General features: G+C 63.2%; 15 protein-coding genes, 1 pseudogene and 1 riboswitch. Of the genes and pseudogenes, 9 read left to right on the top strand and 7 right to left on the bottom strand.

The window, feature by feature from the left end; genetic code table 11:
• Positions 1 to 7: 7 nt before the first annotated feature.
• A pseudogene (locus ACHFB9_RS17840) lies at positions 8 to 337 on the top strand (transposase); the annotation flags it as partial.
• A 32-nt stretch (positions 338 to 369) separates the two neighbouring features.
• On the opposite strand, the gene ACHFB9_RS17835 reads toward ACHFB9_RS17840, so the two are convergent.
• Entirely contained in the window at positions 370 to 1,797 is a 1,428-nt protein-coding gene (locus ACHFB9_RS17835) for a mannose-1-phosphate guanylyltransferase/mannose-6-phosphate isomerase (RefSeq protein WP_417068863.1), read from the bottom strand.
• 588 nt (positions 1,798 to 2,385) lie between these two features.
• On the opposite strand from ACHFB9_RS17835, the gene ACHFB9_RS17830 reads away from it, so the two are divergent.
• The 3 genes from ACHFB9_RS17830 (at position 2,386) to ACHFB9_RS17820 (ending at position 5,452) form a co-directional block, all read left to right on the top strand.
• The gene (locus tag ACHFB9_RS17830) at positions 2,386 to 2,652 is read left to right on the top strand and encodes a hypothetical protein (RefSeq protein WP_417068862.1); all 267 of its coding nucleotides are present in this window, start codon (positions 2,386 to 2,388) and stop codon (positions 2,650 to 2,652) included.
• On the top strand, positions 2,649 to 3,956 hold the full coding sequence (locus ACHFB9_RS17825) for a HipA domain-containing protein (protein ID WP_417068861.1): 1,308 nt from the start codon (positions 2,649 to 2,651) through the stop codon (positions 3,954 to 3,956). The genes ACHFB9_RS17830 and ACHFB9_RS17825 overlap by 4 nt, the downstream gene beginning before the upstream one ends.
• Positions 3,957 to 4,624: 668 nt before the next feature.
• Positions 4,625 to 5,452, top strand: a complete 828-nt coding sequence (locus ACHFB9_RS17820; RefSeq protein ID WP_417068860.1) for a symmetrical bis(5'-nucleosyl)-tetraphosphatase — start codon at positions 4,625 to 4,627, stop codon at positions 5,450 to 5,452.
• Positions 5,453 to 5,607: 155 nt separating this feature from the next.
• On the opposite strand, the gene metF is transcribed toward ACHFB9_RS17820, so the two are convergent.
• From metF to ACHFB9_RS17795, 5 genes are all read right to left on the bottom strand, one after another.
• A complete protein-coding gene (gene metF, locus ACHFB9_RS17815) occupies positions 5,608 to 6,444 on the bottom strand; it encodes a methylenetetrahydrofolate reductase [NAD(P)H] (RefSeq protein WP_417068859.1) in 837 nt (278 codons plus the stop codon).
• A gap of 24 nt (positions 6,445 to 6,468) precedes the next feature.
• Complete coding sequence (locus ACHFB9_RS17810) at positions 6,469 to 6,729, bottom strand: hypothetical protein (protein ID WP_417068858.1); 261 nt, start codon at positions 6,727 to 6,729, stop codon at positions 6,469 to 6,471.
• Between the two features lies 1 nt (position 6,730).
• Positions 6,731 to 7,297, bottom strand: a complete 567-nt coding sequence (locus ACHFB9_RS17805) for a hypothetical protein (RefSeq protein ID WP_417068857.1) — start codon at positions 7,295 to 7,297, stop codon at positions 6,731 to 6,733.
• Complete coding sequence (gene ahcY / locus ACHFB9_RS17800; RefSeq protein WP_417068856.1) at positions 7,297 to 8,706, bottom strand: adenosylhomocysteinase; 1,410 nt, start codon at positions 8,704 to 8,706, stop codon at positions 7,297 to 7,299. Before ahcY ends, ACHFB9_RS17805 begins: the two co-directional genes overlap by 1 nt.
• An 88-nt stretch (positions 8,707 to 8,794) precedes the next feature.
• A riboswitch (S-adenosyl-L-homocysteine riboswitch) is annotated at positions 8,795 to 8,885 on the bottom strand.
• A gap of 121 nt (positions 8,886 to 9,006) precedes the next feature.
• Complete coding sequence (locus ACHFB9_RS17795) at positions 9,007 to 9,915, bottom strand: GH12 family glycosyl hydrolase domain-containing protein (protein WP_417068855.1); 909 nt, start codon at positions 9,913 to 9,915, stop codon at positions 9,007 to 9,009.
• A gap of 568 nt (positions 9,916 to 10,483) precedes the next feature.
• Between ACHFB9_RS17795 and ACHFB9_RS17790 the strand changes: the two genes are divergently transcribed.
• The 3 genes from ACHFB9_RS17790 (at position 10,484) to ACHFB9_RS17780 (ending at position 14,723) form a co-directional block, all read left to right on the top strand.
• Positions 10,484 to 11,737, top strand: a complete 1,254-nt coding sequence (locus ACHFB9_RS17790; RefSeq protein WP_417068854.1) for an HlyD family efflux transporter periplasmic adaptor subunit — start codon at positions 10,484 to 10,486, stop codon at positions 11,735 to 11,737.
• 385 nt (positions 11,738 to 12,122) lie between these two features.
• Entirely contained in the window at positions 12,123 to 12,389 is a 267-nt protein-coding gene (locus ACHFB9_RS17785) for a hypothetical protein (protein WP_417068853.1), read from the top strand.
• A 237-nt stretch (positions 12,390 to 12,626) separates the two neighbouring features.
• The gene (locus tag ACHFB9_RS17780) at positions 12,627 to 14,723 is read left to right on the top strand and encodes a peptidase domain-containing ABC transporter (protein WP_417068852.1); all 2,097 of its coding nucleotides are present in this window, start codon (positions 12,627 to 12,629) and stop codon (positions 14,721 to 14,723) included.
• 231 nt (positions 14,724 to 14,954) lie between these two features.
• On the opposite strand, the gene metK is transcribed toward ACHFB9_RS17780, so the two are convergent.
• Entirely contained in the window at positions 14,955 to 16,118 is a 1,164-nt protein-coding gene (gene metK, locus ACHFB9_RS17775) for a methionine adenosyltransferase (protein ID WP_417068851.1), read from the bottom strand.
• A 195-nt stretch (positions 16,119 to 16,313) separates the two neighbouring features.
• Here metK and ACHFB9_RS17770 point away from each other — a divergent pair, with 195 nt between their 5' ends.
• On the top strand, positions 16,314 to 17,174 hold the full coding sequence (locus ACHFB9_RS17770; RefSeq protein WP_417068850.1) for a lysophospholipid acyltransferase family protein: 861 nt from the start codon (positions 16,314 to 16,316) through the stop codon (positions 17,172 to 17,174).
• Positions 17,174 to 18,049: a lysophospholipid acyltransferase family protein gene (locus tag ACHFB9_RS17765; RefSeq protein WP_417068849.1), complete on the top strand. Its 876-nt coding sequence runs from the start codon at positions 17,174 to 17,176 to the stop codon at positions 18,047 to 18,049. The genes ACHFB9_RS17770 and ACHFB9_RS17765 overlap by 1 nt, the downstream gene beginning before the upstream one ends.

Raw genomic sequence — 18,049 nt, 5'->3', positions numbered from 1 at the left:
CAACTCTCTCATGCGTCGCTTCGGTATCGATGCAGTTTACCGAAACGCCAAAACCTCGCGGCGCGACTGCAAAGCGGGTGTCTTTCCCTACCTGCTGTGCAGCATGACAATCACCCGTCCCAATCAGGTCTTGGCCGCGGATATCACGTATATCCCGATGCGTCGTGGCTTTGTGTACCTTTTTGCCGTACTCGACTGAGCTATGCGGTGGATTCTGAGCAGGCGCGTGTCGAACACGTTGGGCTCGGTTTTTTGCATTGAGGCTATTTCTGAAGCAACCGCTCGCTACGGTACCCCGGAGATTTTCAACACCGATCAGGGGTGGCAATTCACGAGTATTGATGATTTGATAAAGGGAAAACTACACCCTTAGCGCCCGTAGGTGTCCTCGAAGCGGACGATATCGTCTTCGCCCAGATAGGAACCGGACTGCACCTCGATCAGCTCAAGCGGCAGCTTGCCCGGATTGAAGAGCCGGTGCGTCGTGCCCAGAGGGATATAGGTCGATTGGTTCTCGGAAAGCAGCATCACCTTGTCCCCATTGGTGATCTCGGCGCTTCCACTCACGACGATCCAGTGTTCGGCGCGGTGGTGGTGCATCTGCAGGCTCAGCTTCGCCCCCGGATTGACGACGATGCGCTTGACCTGGAAGCGCTCACCCATGTCGATCGAGTCGTACCAGCCCCAGGGCCGGAACACCTTGCGGTGCTTCGTCGCTTCGTCCCGCCCGTCGGCCTTGAGCCGGGTCACGATCTTCTTGACGTCCTGGGTGTGATCCCTGTGCGCGACCATCACTGCATCGGGCGTCTCGACGACTACGATGTCCTTGAGCCCGATGCCGGCGACGAGGCGCGATTCGGCGAGGATGAAGCTGTCCGTACAGTCTTCGAGCAGCACGTCGCCATGCGTCGCATTGCCCTCTGCGTCCTGCTCGGACACCTGCCACAGCGCATCCCAGGCGCCGACATCCGACCAGCCCGCGGCGAGCGGCACGACGACGCCGCAGCCGATCTCGGGCGAGGCGGCCAGATGCTCCATCACCGCATAGTCGATCGAGTCGGACGGGCTCTTCAGGAACGGATCCTGGGCGACGCGGATGAAGTCCCCGTCGTCCTGGGCGCCCGCCGCCGCCGCGCGGCAGGCTGCGGCGATCGCCGGCTTGAAGTGTTCGATCGCGGCGAGCCAGCGGCTCGCGCGGAACGCGAAGATGCCGCTGTTCCACAGGTATTCGCCGCTGGCGATATACTGCGCAGCCCGCGCCGCGTCGGGCTTCTCGACGAAGGCGGCGAGGTCGAGCGCCCCCCCCCGCTTCGCTCCGGTGCGGATGTAGCCATAGCCGGTTTCGGGCCGGTCGGGCACGATGCCGAAGGTCACGAACGAGCCCGCCTGGGCCTCTTCCGCGCCGATCGCGATCGCGGCCTGGAAGGCCTTCATGTCGCGGATCACATGATCGGCCGGCATCACCAGCAGCACCGGATCCTCGCCCTTGGCCGTCGCGGCTAGAGCCGCCAGCGTCAGCGCCGGGGCCGTGTTGCGACCGGCGGGCTCCAGCACGACGCGGCCCTTCTGACCGATCTGCCGCAGCTGCTCGGCGATCACGAAGCGGTATTCCTCGTTCGAGACGACCAGCACCTCGGGGGCGATCTCGAGCGCGGCGCCCGCGAGCCGCGTCGCGGTCGCCTGCAGCATCGTGTCGGCGCCGGCCAGCGGCAGCAGCTGTTTCGGGTACTGCTCGCGCGAGGCGGGCCACAGGCGGGTTCCGGATCCTCCGGACAGGATGACAGGCAAGATGGACATGAAGCTTCTTTTCTGATTTTTGATGGGGCTTGCTATGGAATTCAGGCGTGGGATCACCCTTGCCATTGCCATATGCAGAAACATGAATGTTACCGTTTTTGGCTGCTCAGTCGAGCGCGAGCAGGTCTGTTCTTTTGCCTTGCAAGGTATTTAGGTCTGTGCAGGGAGGCAATGATGCGGCTTCACGGACGGGTGCCTCGGCGCGGAGTGCTCGGGCCGAACGCAAATCAGGCGCATGAGTCCGAAGACATCGTGCCTGTCAAGGAAGTCCTTGCTCAGATAGCCGATTGCGAGGCCCAGGATTCCGCCCAGATAGCGCATCTCCTAGGTCGCGAACAGGTGGTCGAAGCCGAATTCGAAGCCCCGGAAGATGATGGTCGTGGCGAGTGCCGTCGATGCCAGGGGCTGTTTCTGAGCTCCCGGGGGGAAACGCTCAACGGTGGGCCACGATCCAGGTATAAAAAACCTTGCGAATGCGAGGATTTTGAGCAAATGCCTTTGCTTGGTTCGTTTTTCCGCACGATTGTGAGGATTGGTTGCCAAAAAGCCGAAGCGAGCACAAAATCCTCGCGTACATGAGGATTTGCGATGAAGATAGCTATCGAGAATGCCGCGGCCATCGGCAAGGTGGTGCGCGCCAGCCGTAAGGCCCAGAAGATTCGCCAGGATGATGCTGCGGGCGGCATCGGCGTCAGCGAGAACTTCCTGGGCAAGGTCGAGCGTGGAAGCGATTCCGTACAATGGGGGAAGCTCTTCCTGGTTCTCGAAGGGCTGGGTATCCGGGTCGCAGTGGATGTGCCTGACAGCGTGGCCGCCTATCTGGATGCCCCTTCAAGCGGCCGGAACAAGCGATGAACGGCCGCTCCTTGCGCGCGTTCATCAATCAGGTGGAGGTCGGCTGCCTGCAGGAGGTCGGTGGTCTCTGGAGTTTTCAATACGCTGGAGCCTGGCTGGACAACCCTCGGTGCTTTGCGCTCAGCCCGCATCTGCCTTTGACAGCTGAGCCCTTGCTGGACGGTGCAAGCCAGCGTCCCGTGCAATGGTATTTCGACAACCTGCTGCCGGAGGAAGGACAGCGCATCTTGCTGGCCGGTGACGCAAGGCTTGAGGCGGCAGATGCCTTCGGTTTGCTGGCCTGGTACGGAGCAGAATCAGCAGGCTCGGTGACATTGCTGACTCCGGATGCGGAACCGCAGGCAGTCGAGCCCCTGCGCCCTTTGTCGGACGAGGCTCTGGATGCGAGGATCCGCCAGCTTCCCAAGGCCCCGCTGACGCATGCGGCGATCAAACGCATGTCACTGGCCGGTGCACAGCACAAGCTGGCGGTTGTGCTGCAAGAGGGCGAGCTGTTTGAACCCGCAGGCGCCACCCCTTCCACCCACATCCTGAAGCCTGATCACCCGGATGAGGACTACCGTCATTCCGTGATCAACGAATGGTTTGTGATGCGTCTGGCCAAGCGCCTGGGGCTCGATGTTCCGGACGTCCACCGTCGCTATGTCCCGTCGCCGGTGTATCTGATCGACCGCTTCGATCGGGTTCCGGGCGCCCAGGGCTGGCAACGTCGACATGTGATCGATGCCTGCCAACTGCTGGGGTTGGATCGCAGCTTTAAATACAGCCAGGGCAGCATGGAGAGTCTGGCTGCTCTGGCCGATGCCTGCCGCAGCCCGGTGCTTGCTCGCACCCGGCTCTTTGGTTGGCTGGTATTCAATGTGCTCGTCGGCAATGGCGATGCCCACCTGAAGAATCTGAGCTTTTTGGCCTCTGACGAAGGGGTCGAGCTGGCGCCGTTCTACGATCTGCTCAGCGTGGCCGCCTATGACACAACCGCCTTCGACAAAAGAGGCTGGCCGGAACGAACCGCACTCGCCTGGCCCATTCTGGGCGTTCACCGCTTCTCGGATATCGACCGTGGGTTGCTGCTGGAGGCTGGAGCGGCACTGAACTTGACCAAGGGAACGGCCCTGCGCTTGCTGGAAAATCTGCGCAGTCGGATTACTCGCGCAGCGGAAGACCTTTACGCCGAGGTCGAAGCTGAAAATGCAGTCATTGCTGGCGAGCACCCGATTCTGTCCGCCACGATGGCGGGAGAATCCCGCTGCCTCAGGGCTATCCTGCACACCATCATCAAGGAGATGGCGAAGCAGACCGCCTGAGAGAATGGGGCTCATGGAGCGGGGCCTGTTCTTTTGCCTTGCCTTGCCTTGCAAGGCAAGGGTTGGAGGTATGAATGCGGCTTCACGGACGGGTGCCTCGGCGCGGAGCGATCGGGCCGAACGCAAATCAGGCGCATGAGTCTCTGAAGACATAGCGCTTGTCGAGCATGTATTTGACGACGAGACCCACTCCGCTGCCGACTGCGACCGAGAGCAGCACTGCACCGGCGCTCGCATAGACACGAATCGCGAAACCCTGGCGCCGATGTTCGCGGCGGTCGCGCTCAGCGCGACCGTGCAGAGGAAAGGACGAGCTTCATTGGACCTGCTGGCTGAGCGCCCGAGCCGACGGATTTTCGCAGGAGTGAGCGGCTTCACGCTTTCCCGCTCACCCTGACAACTCTCGCCCGCTCCTCCCTCATCCCGTCGTCAAACCTCCGCGACCTACTTCTCTGCGCTCACTCCGGCAAACGGCCTGTTCATCCAGCACATCCACCCTAGCTCATTTTCAGCATAGATTTCCACCGTTTTCGCGAACAGAGCGCGATGGGCTCTTCCGCGCCAGGCTCTGGCGAGTGGCAAGCTACCGGCGCTTCAGTGCCCAGGCTTTCGCGGAAGCGGAGAGGGCGGGTATATAGTGAGGCTTCGTCGTGAAGCCTCCCCCAAAAATGAGCTGTTTCGTCATCGGTGACATCCAGGGTCACCTCGATCCCCTTCCCCGCCTGCTCGCCGCGGCCGGGGCCGATCCGCGCACTGACCGCTTCTGGTTCGCGGGCGACCTCGTCAACCGCGGGCCGCGCAATGCCGACACGCTGCGCTTCGTCCGGAATCTCGGCGAACAGGCGATCAGCGTGCTGGGCAATCACGATTTCTACCTGCTCGCGATCGCTTGCGGCGCGATCCCGCGCGGGCGGGACGATACGCTCTCTGACGTGCTCGATGCGCCGGACCGCGAGGAGCTGATCGCCTGGCTGCGCCATCGACCGCTGATGCACGTCGAGGGCGAGCATGCGCTGGTTCATGCGGGCCTGCTGGCTCCGTGGACGGTGAGGCAGGCGCGCGAGCTCGCGCATGAAGTCGAGGGGGCGCTGCAGGGGCCGCACTGGGTCGAGTTCCTGACCCGGCTCTGGGGCGCGAAGCCGACCCGTTGGAGCGATGATCTGCATGGTGCCGATAGGCTGCGCGTGATCGTCAATGCGATGACGCGGATGAGGATGTGCGCGCCCGATGGCGAGATGCTCTTGAAGCACAAGGGGCCGATCGCGTCGGCGCCCGCCGGCGCTCTGCCCTGGTTCAAGGTTCCGGACCGGCGCTCGACGACGCACACGATCGTCTGCGGGCACTGGTCGGCGCTGGGCTACCACGACGGAGATGGCGTGCTCGCGATCGATACCGGCTGCGTCTGGGGCGGCGCGCTGACTGCGGTGTGCCTGGAGACGCGGGAGATCTATCGCCTCAAGTGCGAGCAGGCCGCCGCGCCGTCGGGCTGGGAATAGCCGCGACGGGAGGTGGCGGGGGCGGTGGTTTGCCAGCGGCGAAACCACCCTGCAGCGCTTCGCGATACCCCGCGTCAGTTCCACGGTTCGGTTTGCACACCGAACCGGTTGTCGCGGCACGAAGCAGTGCTTCGTGAATTCCCGCGTCAACCCACTCAGCTCAATCCCAGTCTCTGCCAGATCGTCGAGGTCAGACCGGCCTGGTTCAGCGTGTAGAAGTGCAGGCCGGGGGCGCCGCCTTCGAGCAGGCGTTCGCAGAGCAGGGTCACGACATCGAGGCCGTAAGCCTTGATGCTGGCCGTGTCGTCGCCGAAGCTCTCGAAGCGACGGCGCATCCAGCGCGGAATCTCGGCGCCGCAGGCGTCCGAGAAGCGGGCCAGCTTCGAGAAGCTCGCGATCGGCATTATGCCTGGGACGATCGGAACCTCTATGCCGCGCGACCAGACTTCCTCGACAAAATGGAAATAGGCATCCGGGCTGTAGAAGTACTGGGTGATCGCCGAATTCGCGCCGGCCCTGACCTTGTTCGCGAAGGCATCGAGGTCGTCGACGGCGTTGCGCGCCTGGGGGTGAAACTCGGGGTAGCCGGCCACTTCGATGTGGAAACGTGAGCCGGTCTCCTCGCGGATGAAGGAGACCAGCTCGTTCGCGTAGCGGAATTCTCCGGGGTCGGCCATGCCTGAAGGCAGGTCGCCGCGCAGCGCGACGATGCGCCGTACGCCCATCTCGGTGAACTCGGCGAGCTGGGCGCGGATGCTGTCGCGGGTCGCGCCGATGCAGGACAGGTGGGGCGCGGCAGGAAGGCCCTCTTTCTGGATCTCGCGAACCACTTCGATGCTGCGCTCGCGAGTCGAGCCGCCGGCGCCATAGGTGACTGAAAAGAAGGCGGGTTTGAGCTGGGCGAGCTGGGCGCGGACAAGCCGCAGCCGTTCAAGCCCTTCCTGGGTTGCGGGCGGGAACAGTTCGATGCTGAAGGTTCTGGCCTGGGTCATGAGGCTCTCGGTGCGCCTGGGCGCTCAGATGTTTTCGGGATCGACGGCGAACTCGCCATCGTCGGGAAGGATTTCGGATGCCTTGGCGAGGATCCTCGTCGCGCCGCTGCCGCTCCAGCTCACCCGCCCGGACGCGATCAGCTTCTGGGCTGCGCTGCGCGAGGCGGCGAGGTGGGCCGCGACCAGGCGCTGGTCGGCGCGCAGCTTCCGGTGTTGTTCGGGCGCAGCCTCAGGCTTGGCCGGCTTCGCTTTGCCCTGGCGTGCGTGAAACGAGTTCATCGCCATGTCAGCCTCCCTGTCGGGCAGTCGCTTCCTGTTCGAGCGGTGCGCGCTTCTCTCCGACTACGAGAAGCTCGATCAGATACTCGCGCGCATAAGGCGCGATTCCGCCCAGACGCTCGAACTGCGCGACATGGACCAGCTCGTGCGCGAGAACCCGGCGCGAAGACGCGAAAGCGGGCTTGACGAGGATCGCATGGCCCTGGGTCCGGCCGGCCTCGTCCGCGGAGCCGAGGACCAGACCATATTCACGGGCGGCCTGGACCAGCCTCTCGTCGCGCGGTACCGGGAAGGTCTCGCGGATCGCGATCCGCACTTTTTCCGGCTCGCCGACGCCGAGCGAGCGGGCGAGCACGAGCTCGTCCGCTGTCAGAGGTCGCCCCGTCGCCAGCACTTCGGCTTCGGTCGTCGCCATCATGTCGGCGACGATCGGTGCGGCTTCGCTCGTGATCGCGTTGACGCGGATACCCGGGGTCGCGAGTTTCCGCTGCTCGTCAGGGGTGAGTCTGACCCACTGCTCGCCGACACAGGCGGCGAGCAGCAGGACGGCCCCGGCAAGGAGGGCTGCGCGCATCAGTAGCGGTAGTGCTCGGCCTTGTACGGACCTTCGACCGGCACGCCGATGTAGGCGGCCTGTTCGGGCGTCAGCACCGAAAGCTGCGCGTTGAGCTTTTTGAGCTGCAGGCGCGCGACCTTCTCGTCGAGGTGCTTGGGCAGCGTATAGACGCCGACCGGGTAGTGCTCGGTCCGCGCGAAGAGCTCGATCTGGGCGATGGTCTGGTTCGCGAAGGATGAGCTCATCACATAGCTCGGGTGACCGGTCGCGCAACCGAGGTTCACGAGGCGGCCCTTCGCGAGCAGGATGATCCGGTGGCCGTCCGGGAAGATCACATGATCGACCTGGGGCTTGATCTCTTCCCACTGGTACTTTTCGAGCGACGCGACGTCGATCTCGCTGTCGAAGTGGCCGATGTTGCAGACGATGGTCTCGTCGCGCATCCGGGCCATATGGTCGTGCGCGATCACGCGGACGTTGCCGGTCGTCGTGACGAAGATGTCGCCCTTGTCGGCCGCGTAGTCCATCGTGACGACGCGGTAGCCTTCCATCGCCGCCTGCAGCGCGCAGATCGGATCGATTTCGACGACCCAGACCTGGGCCGACAGAGCGCGCATTGCCTGCGCGCAGCCCTTGCCGACATCGCCGTAACCGACGATCACCGCGACCTTGCCGGCGATCATCACGTCGGTTGCGCGCTTGATGCCGTCGACCAGCGACTCGCGGCAGCCGTACAGGTTGTCGAACTTGCTCTTGGTGACCGAGTCGTTGACGTTGATCGCCGGAATCTTCAGCTCGCCGCGCTCGTGCATCTGATAGAGACGGTGCACGCCCGTGGTCGTCTCTTCGGTGACCCCCTTGATTTGCGCGAGGCGGGTCGAGTACCAGGCGGGATCGGTCGCGAGCTTGGCGCGGATCGACGCGAACAGCACCGTTTCCTCTTCGCAGGTCGGCTTCGCGATGACAGAGAGGTCCTTCTCGGCGCGGGCGCCCAAGTGCAGCAGCAGCGTTGCATCGCCACCGTCGTCGAGGATCATGTTCGAGAAGCCGCCGTCGGGCCACTCGAAGATCCGGTGCGTGTAGTTCCAGTAATCGACCAGCGATTCGCCCTTGATCGCGAAGACCGGGATGCCGCGATCGGCGATCGCCGCTGCCGCGTGATCCTGGGTCGAGAAGATGTTGCACGACGCCCAGCGCACTTCAGCGCCCAGCGCGACCAGGGTTTCGATCAGCACCGCGGTCTGGATCGTCATGTGCAGCGAGCCGGTGATGCGTGCGCCCTTCAGGGGCTGGCTTGCCGCGTATTCTTCGCGGATCGCCATCAGGCCGGGCATTTCGGTCTCGGCGATGCGGATTTCTTTGCGTCCCCAGTCGGCGAGCGACAGGTCGGCAATCACATAATCTTTGGTGTCAGCCACGGTGTTCATCTGAACTCCTTGAACGGTGTGGCCGGGAGGGTGGTGGTGCGGTGCCGGAGGCCGGCTCGCTCACGCTACCCAAGCCCGGCGAGGGTTGGACAGGTGAGCGCGGTTCATGCCCATGGCGCTGGCGCCTATGGGGTTCCGAGCCTGGGAGGTGAAAACCTCTCGCAGCGCTCCTCGGAAGGGGAAGGCATTCTAGCCCAGAGCATTGATTTCACGAAGCCCCCGCGCTCAGCGTAGATCAGCCTTTCGCTGCGCGCGCCACGCTTTGCGGCCCTCGCTCCAGTCGTGGGAGGGCCGCAAACCCTAATTGAGCTCCACCTGAACCGAGTAGTTTTGCAGGCTGGCGCTGCCGCTGCCTGCCAGGATCTCGGTGCCCAGCTCGACCGAGGCCAGCCACTCCTTGCCGGTGATCAGGCCGCGCGCGCTCAGATCGGCGAGGAAGTGGTGGATGTTCACTTGATAGGGCGAAGTGAGGCGGGTCTTGGGCAGGTAGTTTACATAGCTCCACGGCGACGGTCCCCAACCCGCCGTGGCGTGATAGAGCTCCCAGACGACGCCGTCTATCGTTACTTCGGCGATCTTGCTGCCGGCGGGCTGGTAGGAACCCCAGTTGTCGAGCAGGATCATCAGCTCGGTGTGCAGCGGAAGATAGGACCCGCCGGGAGCGATGCTCTTCGACGTGGTGAGCCAGATGTCGAATGCGAAATTTCCGCCCCCATCGCTCGAATGCTCCAGCTGGGCTCCGAAGCGCGCGGTGACGCTCGCGAGCGTATTGACGACGCGCGGCAGAGCCCCGGTCGTCGAGCTCGCATACCAGGGCTTCTGGCCGAAGATCACTTCCGGATAATCGCGAACCGCATCGCCGCCCGAGAGCGGCCAGCTCCAGCGCCAGCTCGGGCTGACGCCTGGGGCCACGCCGGCCTTCATCGTCATGCAGCTCGTGTAGCCTGTGACGGTCCCCTTGTTCCAGGTGTTGTTCTCGAGCAGATAGTCATTCCAGCGGCTCTTGCCCTGATCGGCGCAGAACTCGGCTTCGCTCGAATCGTTGCCGATCGGCACGAAAGCCGCGTTGGTTCCATAGCTCGGGTTGAAATGGACGCCGTCGCCGGGATTCGTGGTCGGAATCGAGGCTTCTTCGCTGCCCCCTCCACCGCAGGACGCGCAGAGGATTGCGGACAGTAGAACGGGCAACAGGATGGAGCGATGCAGCATGGCTTTCCTCGTCCGAACAGGGAGTCGTGAAAGGCTGCGAATGTAATGTCAAATCGGTATTCCGGAACAGGGATGGATGCGATTTGCTTGACGGCGCGCAAGTGTGCATCGCGCTGTTCGGGTTGTGCACTTCTCATGCAGGGGGCAGAGAAATCAAATCCTTCTGATGAGGCTGGAGTTGACGGAAGGGGGCTGGATTTCGACGACAGTGTGTGGGCGAGCTTAGCTGCGATTTGAGAGGGCTGAGTTTCGCTGCGCATGGCCCTTGCAGGTCGGGGGAACAGATTGCTGGCACGCTCGCTTTCAGCTTGTGCCTCGGGCTGCTCAATCGCAACATCGATCGCTTCGATGCCTAGAAAACTGCTGCGACGGGATCTGCTACAGCACATTTCCTCAACAAATCAAAGGCTGTTTGGGCGGTAATGTGGAATAGGTCACGGGGTGATCATGGTCTTCTGACTGTGCCTGTGAAATTTGTCACGCAAACCCAGGCGAGTCGACTCGCACTTAGCAGGCTAAGCACTATGAGTAGATGTAAGTTTTTGTCATAAGTGGATGGGTCTTCGTCATGGCCTTCTTCCGCCCCGAAGCACTCGCAGCCCAGACCGACCGCCTGCATGGAGACATCATGCTGGCTCGGCCGCTGGCGGGCTGGCTGCTCGCCTGGGGCGCGGCGGCGGTCGCGGCGGCAATCCTCGCCTTCCTCTTCCTCGGTCACTACACGAAGCGGACCACCGCGGCCGGCGTGCTGGTGCCCTTGGGCGGCGCCTTGAGAATCCAAGCCCCTGCGGCCGGAGTCGTCACCGAGCTGCGCGTCCATGAAGGCGAGTTCGTCCGCAAGGGTCAGGTTCTCGCGGTGCTCGCCGACGAGCGGCGGCTCGGCGCGGGTTCGGGCGAGCGGCTGGCCGACGTGTTGGAGCGCAGCTATGCGGACAAGAAGCTTTCCTTGCTGCGCGAGAAGGAAACCACCGCGCGGCTGACCCAGCAGTCCCGCGACGCGCTCATCCGGCGCCTCGCGCAGATGCACGTCGAGCTGCAGCAGGCCCAACGCGAGTCGGCGCTGATCCAGACCCGGATCGCCTATTCGCGGAAAAATGGCGAGCGCCAGCGGCAGCTGGCCGCCGCGCACTTCGTCAGCGAACAGGCGGTCCAGCAGACCGACGAAGAGCTGACCGATCTTCAGGCCCGGCTGGCCGGCGCCGAGCGCACCCGCTCGTCCCTGCTGCGCGAGATCGCCGCGAGCGAGGACGATCTGCGCCAATTGCCGACCCGCACCGAGAGCCAGCTCGCCGAGATCGACCGCAATCTCGCGACCTTGACCCAGGAAAACAGCGAAGCGGCCGCGCGCGACCGCTACGCGATCACCGCGCCGGCCGACGGCATCGTGACGAATCTGCTCGCCGAAGTCGGGCAGAGCGTCGGCAATCAACCGCTCGCGACGCTGCTGCCAGCCGGCGCCAAGCTCGAAGCCCAGCTCTTTTTGACTTCGCGCGCGGTCGGCTTCGTCGAGCCGGGCCAGAGCGTGCGGCTGCGCTACCAAGCTTATCCCTATCAGAAGTTCGGCCAATACCGCGGCATCGTTGCGACCGTGTCACGCAGCCAACTCGCCGCGGCCGATCTGCCCCCGACTTTGCCCAATGCGCAGAACGCCGAAGGGCTCTACCGGATCTCGGTCCGCCTCGCCAAACAACAGGTCAGCACCTACGGAAAGGCGACGCCCCTGACCGCTGGCATGCTGGTCGAGGCGGACATCGAACAGGACACGCGCAGGTTGATCGAGTGGGTATTCGAGCCGCTCTACAGCCTGACGGGACGGATTTGACTCGGCGGTGCGCAACGACGAGGCAAAGGGCCGCGGACACGCGGAGGTGATTGTCAACTTCCAATTTGAGGATTTTCGTCATGGATACGCTTTCGATGTATGACGTTGAACTCGTTTCCGGTGGAGGTAATGCCGTTCAAACTGGAGCCACTTTAGGAGGTGCAATCGGTGGAGGTATGGGACTCTCTTTTGCGATTAGCTCGGGAGGGACTGCCACTGCGGCTCTTGGCCTTACTGCGCTTGGGGCAGCAGCGGGTGCCGCGCTTGGAGTTTCTTTTGGATGTGGATGGGCCATTGGGAGCAGGTTTTACAGGTATCTGTCAAAATGAAATGACAGGATAGACTATAGAAAATACCTGAATGGCTATAGGCCGTTCAGGTATTCATGGCAGAAGGTGTGAATATGCTAAATGACAAAATTTCAGAAAAACTGGTGGATTTTGCTGAAAAGGGAAAAATAAATCGCCTGCGGTTGTTTTTTGTATTAAGCGTGGCTTCAACGATTTCAGCTATTGCTGTAATCCACATTTCTGAATCAACTATTGATGTTGATTGGATGGATTTTGGCACTCTGGCCATAATATTCTTTGTTGCTTTTGCGTTTTATGGTGCGATCTGGGTATATGTAAAGAATGTCTTTTTGCATCGCTGAGCTCAAGCCTGAGAATAGAGCGGTCTAATTGATCTAGAGTCTGCAAATTGAACTGTGTAACTGACCTCTGAGAAGATAGCCCCCTGGGGCAAGGAGGCGTTACATGAAACTGACACCGGAGCAGCTGGACGCGTTGCTGGGCGAGTGCCCGGACCCGAAAGAGATGGCGTTTCTGTGCTTGCAGATGCTGTTGCACATGATCAACCCGTTCGCTTGAAAGAAGTGAGTCTGACGCTTATGTCTTTGTCTTTTCAGACAACCGCCTCCGAATGCGGCCTCGCCTGTCTTGCCGGTATTGCCGCGCATTTCGGCCACGAGGTCGAACTCGCGGAATTGCGCACCCGCTTCTCGTTGTCGCTGCGCGGCGCGACCCTGGCCGATCTGATGCAGATCGCCTCCGCCTTGGGCTTTGCGAGCCGGCCGCTAAGGCTGGAGCTGGACGAACTCGATCAGCTCAAGACGCCGTGCATCCTGCACTGGGATTTGAACCACTTCGTCGTGCTGCTCAAGGCCTCGGCGAAGGGAATCCTGATCCACGACCCGGCCCAGGGCGAACGGAAGGTTTCTTTGAGCGAGGCGAGCGAGCATTTCACCGGCGTCGCGCTGGAGCTGACGCCGGCCGAGGGTTTTCAGAAAAAGGAGGCTCCGCCAGCGATCGGCTGGCGGCAGCTGATCGGCCGCGCGGTCGGTTGGAAGCGCAGTCTCGCGCAGATGCTGCTGCTCGCCGCCGCGCTCGAAGTCTTCGCGCTGATCTCGCCCTTCTTCGTCCAGTGGATCGTCGATGGCGCGATCGTGTCCGGCGACAAGGATTTGCTGAGCTTGCTGGGCCTGGGCTTCCTGCTCGTGCTGCTCTTGAAGGTCGTCGTGTCCGCCGCGCGGAGCTGGGTCGTGCTCGCGCTGTCGACCCAGCTCAACGTGCAGTGGTCGGCGCGGGTCATGGGGCATCTGATCCGGCTGCCGATGAAGTATTTCGAGACCCGCCACACCGGCGACATCGTCTCGCGCTTCCAGTCGCTGAACACGATCCAGCAGACGCTGACCGGCTCGCTCGTCGAAGCGCTGCTCGACGGCGTATTCGCAGCACTGACGCTGGGTCTGATGTTCGTCTATAGTGCCCGGCTCGCCGTCGTTGCACTGGTCGCGATCGCGCTCTATGCGGTCTTGCGGATCGCGAGCTACGCTCCACTACGACGCGCGAGCGGCGAATACCTAGCGATCTCGGCGCGCGAGCAGACCCACTTCCTCGAATCGCTGCGCGGCGTGCAGTCGGTCAAGCTCGGTGGCCAGGAGGAGAAGCGTCGTGCCAAGTGGCTGAACCTGCTGGTCCAGGCGACGAACCGCCACGTCAGCACGCAGAAGATGACGATCGGCTTTAGCACCGCTTACGCGTTGCTCTTCGGCATCGAGAGCCTCGTCACGCTGTACTGGGGCGCGCAGCTCGCGATGGACAACCTGCTGTCGGTCGGGATGCTGCTGGCCTTTATCTCGTACAAGGACTCGTTCTCGGGCCGGATGAGCGGCTTCATCGACAAGGCGATCGATTTGAAGATGCTGAACCTTCAGGTTGAACGGCTCGCCGACATCGTGCTGACTGACCAGGAGAAGCTTGATGGCAGTCTGCCGCTGGCGCTGGACACGGCGAGCCTCGTTGAAACGAGCATTGAATTCGAGGACGTCAGTTTCCGCTACGGCGAGCGCGAACCCTGGGTTCTGCGCCATCTGAACCTGAAGATCGAGGCGGGCGAGCACGTCGCAATCGTCGGCCCCTCGGGCTGCGGCAAGAGCACCTTGGTCAAGCTTCTGTTGGGCTTGGCCGAACCGAGCGAGGGGGTCATCAAGGTCGGCGGCCTGCCCTTGAGCCAGCTCGGAGCGGCGAACTGGCGCAAATTGCTCGGCGTCGTGATGCAGGACGACCAGCTCTTCTCGGGATCACTGCAGGACAACATTGCGAACTTTGACGACCGGATCGATCTCGCGCGGATCCAGGATGCGGCCCGCCTCGCCGCCGTCCATGAGGACGTCGTCAAAATGCCGATGGGCTTTCATACGTTGATCGGCGACATGGGTTCGAGCCTGTCGGGCGGACAGAAGCAGAGGCTGCTGCTGGCAAGGGCTCTCTATCGCCTGCCGAAAGTGCTGGTGCTCGACGAGGCGACCAGCCACCTCGATGTCGCGCGCGAGCGCCTCGTCAACGATTCGATCGCCGGCCTCAGCCTGACCCGGATCATCATCGCCCACCGGCCCGAGACGATAAAGATGGCTGAGCGGGTCATCGATATGTCAGCGTTGAATGGCACCGCAGTGCAGGGCGTTGGGGTTCTGGCCGCGGCCTGACAGCCCAAGGCCGGTGCGAGCGCAGAAAGAGGAGGATCCACTCCTTCGGTGCGGACCCTCTCGAGACTGTGCTTCGCGAAACTCCACGGCAAATCCCACGGTTCGGTCTGCATGCCGAACCGGATTTAGTGGCGCGAAGCAGTGCTTCGCGAATTCCCACTTCAGTTCTACGGCCCGATTTGCACATCGGGCCGGCTTTAACGGCGCAGAGCAGTGCTCTGCGAAACCCCGTTAAAGCCCTGCCGCTGCGCGCAGTGCTGCGGCCTTGTCGGTTGCTTCCCAGGTGAACTCGGCTTCGTCGCGACCGAAGTGGCCGTAGGCGGCGGTCTTCTCGTAGATCGGGCGGAGCAGGTCGAGCATCTGGATGATGCCGCGCGGGCGCAGATCGAAGTGCTGCTGGACCAGCTCGGCGATCTTCTCGTCGGGGATCACGCCCGTGCCTTCCGTATAGACGGTCACGTTGATCGGGCGTGCAACGCCGATCGCGTAGGAGACCTGCACCTGGCATTGACGGGCGATGCCGGCCGCAACGATGTTCTTCGCGACATAGCGGGCCGCGTAGGCGGCCGAGCGGTCGACCTTGGTCGGATCCTTGCCCGAGAACGCACCACCGCCGTGCGGGCAGGCGCCGCCGTAGGTGTCGACGATGATCTTGCGGCCGGTCAGGCCGCAGTCGCCCTGCGGGCCGCCGACAACGAAGCGACCGGTCGGGTTCACGAGGTACTTGGTGTCCTTGAGCAGCTCGGCCGGGATCACCGACTTGATGATGTCCTCGATGACTGCTTCGCGGATCGTCTCCTGCGAGACGTCGGGCGAATGCTGGGTCGAGAGCACGACCGTGTCGATCGAGTGGGGCTTGCCGTCGACATAGCGGAAAGTGACCTGGCTCTTCGCGTCCGGGCGCAGCCAGTCGAGGCGGCCGTCGCGGCGCAGTTCGGACTGGCGCTGGACGAGGCGGTGGGCGTACCAGATCGGCGCGGGCATCAGCTGCGGTGTCTCGTCGCAGGCGTAGCCGAACATCAGGCCCTGGTCGCCGGCGCCGGTGTTGAGCTGGTCATCGTAGGCCTTGTTGACGCCCTGGGCGATGTCGGGGCTCTGCTTGTCGTAGGCGACCAGAACCGCACAGCCCCTGTAGTCGATGCCGTAGTCGGTGTTGTCGTAGCCGATCCGGCGGATCGTGTCGCGGGCGACCTGGATGTAGTCGACGTTCGCGTGGGTCGTGATTTCGCCGGCCAGCAACACCAGGCCGGTGTTGCACAGCGTTTCGGCTGCAACCCGGGCATACTTGTCCTGGGCCAGAATCGCGTCGAGGATGGCGTCCGAGATCTGGTCGGCTACCTTGTCCGGGTGGCCTTCCGAGACGGACTCGGAGGTGAAGAGAAAATCGTTGCTCATGTGCTCTCCAAAAAACAAAACCCCTTCATCTGCCGTCGCGGCCGACTCAGGGGTTTGTGAGCGGGCGACGCTTTAGCAGTATTTATAGGCCGCCCTGCAAGTTGTCGTTTAACTCGGCGATTCGGCTATTATCCATCCGCGTCAAAACCCCAGTCAAACCCCTCCAGGTATTTGCTTAGCTAGATTTCTCGCCACGTGAACGCCATATTCCGCCTGCTCGGCGCCTTGCCCCTCCTCGTCCTCCACCTGCTCGGTGCCTTGCTGGGCCTGTTGGTCTGGCTCTTCGCCTCCGGCTACCGGCGGGAGTTGATGAGCAATCTGCGGACTGCGCTAGGCCGTCCGCCGCGCTCCAAGGAGCTCTTTTCGGCGATCGTCGAACCCGGCAAGGCCTCGCTCGAAACCGCCTGGGTCTGGACGCGCAGCCAGGATCAGCTCGCCCGGGCGGTTCGCTCGACTTCGGGCTGGGACAAGGTCGAGGCGGCGCTCGCGGCGGGTCGTGGCATCGTCTTCGTGACACCCCATCTGGGCAGCTTCGAGATCTCGGCCCAATACTATTCGGTCGCTGGCGGACCGATCACGGTGCTCTTCCGCCGCCCGCGCAAGGCGATCCTGGCCCCCTTGATGGATGTCGGTCGCAACCGCGGCCGGATGCGCGCAGTGCCAGCCGATTCGAGCGGCGTGCGCGCGCTCTTGAAGGCGCTGCGCAGTGGCGAGGCGATCGGCATCCTGCCCGATCAGGTGCCACAGGCCGGCGAGGGGGTCTGGGCGCCCTTCTTCGGTCGCCCGGCCTATACGATGACGCTGGCCGCGAAGCTCGCCGGCAGCGGCGGTTCCGCGCCTTTCATCGTCTTCGCCCGCCGGCTTCCCTGGGGCCGGGGTTTCCACTTTGGCGCCGAGCCGCTGGAGTTGCCCGATGCGCCACTGCCCGAGCGGGTCGCGGCGCTCAATGCGGCGCTGGAGCGCCAGATCCTCAGCTGTCCCGGTCAGTACCTGTGGGGCTACGACCGATACAAGACACCGGCCGGAGTCCCCGGCCCTGAAGTGGAGTCGCTCTGATGAGCCATCTGGTCGTCGTTTTCGTCTGGCTGTTGCATTGGCTGCCGCTGCCCGTTCAGGCCGCGGTCGGCAATTCCCTGGGCTGGCTGCTCTATTGGCTCGTCGCGCCGCGTCGCCGCGTCACGCTGACCAATCTGCGCCTGTGCTTCCCTGATCTGACCGAGGCCGAGCGTGCGAAGTTGGCCCGTCGTCACTTCATGTGTGTCGCGCGCAGCTTCCTCGAACGCGGTCTGCTCTGGTTCGGTTCGCGCGAGCGGATCCGCCGCCTCGTCGAGGTCGAAGGCTTGGAGGAAGTGCATAAGCTGCTCGGCGAGGGTACGCCGGTGATCCTGCTCGTGCCGCACTTCTGTGCGCTGGACACTGCGGCGACCCGACTCGCGACCGAAGTGAACAGCGTGTCGATCTATTCGTCCCAGAAGAACAAAATCCTCGAGAAGTGGCTGTTCCACGGACGCAGCCGCTTCGGCGACCAGTTCCTGCTCTCGCGTCAGGAAGGCGTGCGCGGCGCGGTCAAGAAGCTGCGCGAAGGCGGGCGGATCTTCTACTACCTGCCGGACATGGACTTCGGGCCGCGCGATTCGATCTTCGTGCCCTTCTTCGGTGTGCCCGCCGCGACGGTTCCCGGTCTGCCGCGGATCGCGCGGATGGCACGCGCGAAAGTGGTCAGCGCGATCGTCAGGATGAAGCCGTGGGGACGCGGCTATACGGTCACGATCAGCGCGCCGTGGGAAGATTTTCCGAGCGGCGACGAGGTGGCCGACACGCTGCGGATGAACCAGGCGATCGAGCGCGAAGTGCTCGCGATGCCCGAGCAGTACTACTGGGTGCACAAGCGCTTCAAGACCCGGCCCGAAGGCGAGCCGGGCTTTTACTGA

It is taken from the genome of Niveibacterium terrae, from assembly GCF_048213115.1.
Taxonomy (GTDB): domain Bacteria; phylum Pseudomonadota; class Gammaproteobacteria; order Burkholderiales; family Rhodocyclaceae; genus Niveibacterium; species Niveibacterium terrae.
The sequence above is the reverse complement of the archived record's forward strand: the minus strand, read 5'-3'. Positions and strand labels throughout refer to the sequence as shown.

Excerpts from the sequence above, each read along its gene's own strand:
- ACHFB9_RS17835 (WP_417068863.1), bottom strand. The coding sequence starts at position 1,797 with ATGTCCATCTTGCCTGTCATCCTGTCCGGAGGATCCGGAACCCGCCTG.
- ACHFB9_RS17830 (WP_417068862.1), top strand. The coding sequence starts at position 2,386 with ATGAAGATAGCTATCGAGAATGCCGCGGCCATCGGCAAGGTGGTGCGC.
- ACHFB9_RS17825 (WP_417068861.1), top strand. The coding sequence starts at position 2,649 with ATGAACGGCCGCTCCTTGCGCGCGTTCATCAATCAGGTGGAGGTCGGC.
- ACHFB9_RS17820 (WP_417068860.1), top strand. The coding sequence starts at position 4,625 with ATGAGCTGTTTCGTCATCGGTGACATCCAGGGTCACCTCGATCCCCTT.
- metF (WP_417068859.1), bottom strand. The coding sequence starts at position 6,444 with ATGACCCAGGCCAGAACCTTCAGCATCGAACTGTTCCCGCCCGCAACC.
- ACHFB9_RS17810 (WP_417068858.1), bottom strand. The coding sequence starts at position 6,729 with ATGGCGATGAACTCGTTTCACGCACGCCAGGGCAAAGCGAAGCCGGCC.
- ACHFB9_RS17805 (WP_417068857.1), bottom strand. The coding sequence starts at position 7,297 with ATGCGCGCAGCCCTCCTTGCCGGGGCCGTCCTGCTGCTCGCCGCCTGT.
- ahcY (WP_417068856.1), bottom strand. The coding sequence starts at position 8,706 with ATGAACACCGTGGCTGACACCAAAGATTATGTGATTGCCGACCTGTCG.
- ACHFB9_RS17795 (WP_417068855.1), bottom strand. The coding sequence starts at position 9,915 with ATGCTGCATCGCTCCATCCTGTTGCCCGTTCTACTGTCCGCAATCCTC.
- ACHFB9_RS17790 (WP_417068854.1), top strand. The coding sequence starts at position 10,484 with ATGGCCTTCTTCCGCCCCGAAGCACTCGCAGCCCAGACCGACCGCCTG.
- ACHFB9_RS17785 (WP_417068853.1), top strand. The coding sequence starts at position 12,123 with ATGGCAGAAGGTGTGAATATGCTAAATGACAAAATTTCAGAAAAACTG.
- ACHFB9_RS17780 (WP_417068852.1), top strand. The coding sequence starts at position 12,627 with ATGTCTTTGTCTTTTCAGACAACCGCCTCCGAATGCGGCCTCGCCTGT.
- metK (WP_417068851.1), bottom strand. The coding sequence starts at position 16,118 with ATGAGCAACGATTTTCTCTTCACCTCCGAGTCCGTCTCGGAAGGCCAC.
- ACHFB9_RS17765 (WP_417068849.1), top strand. The coding sequence starts at position 17,174 with ATGAGCCATCTGGTCGTCGTTTTCGTCTGGCTGTTGCATTGGCTGCCG.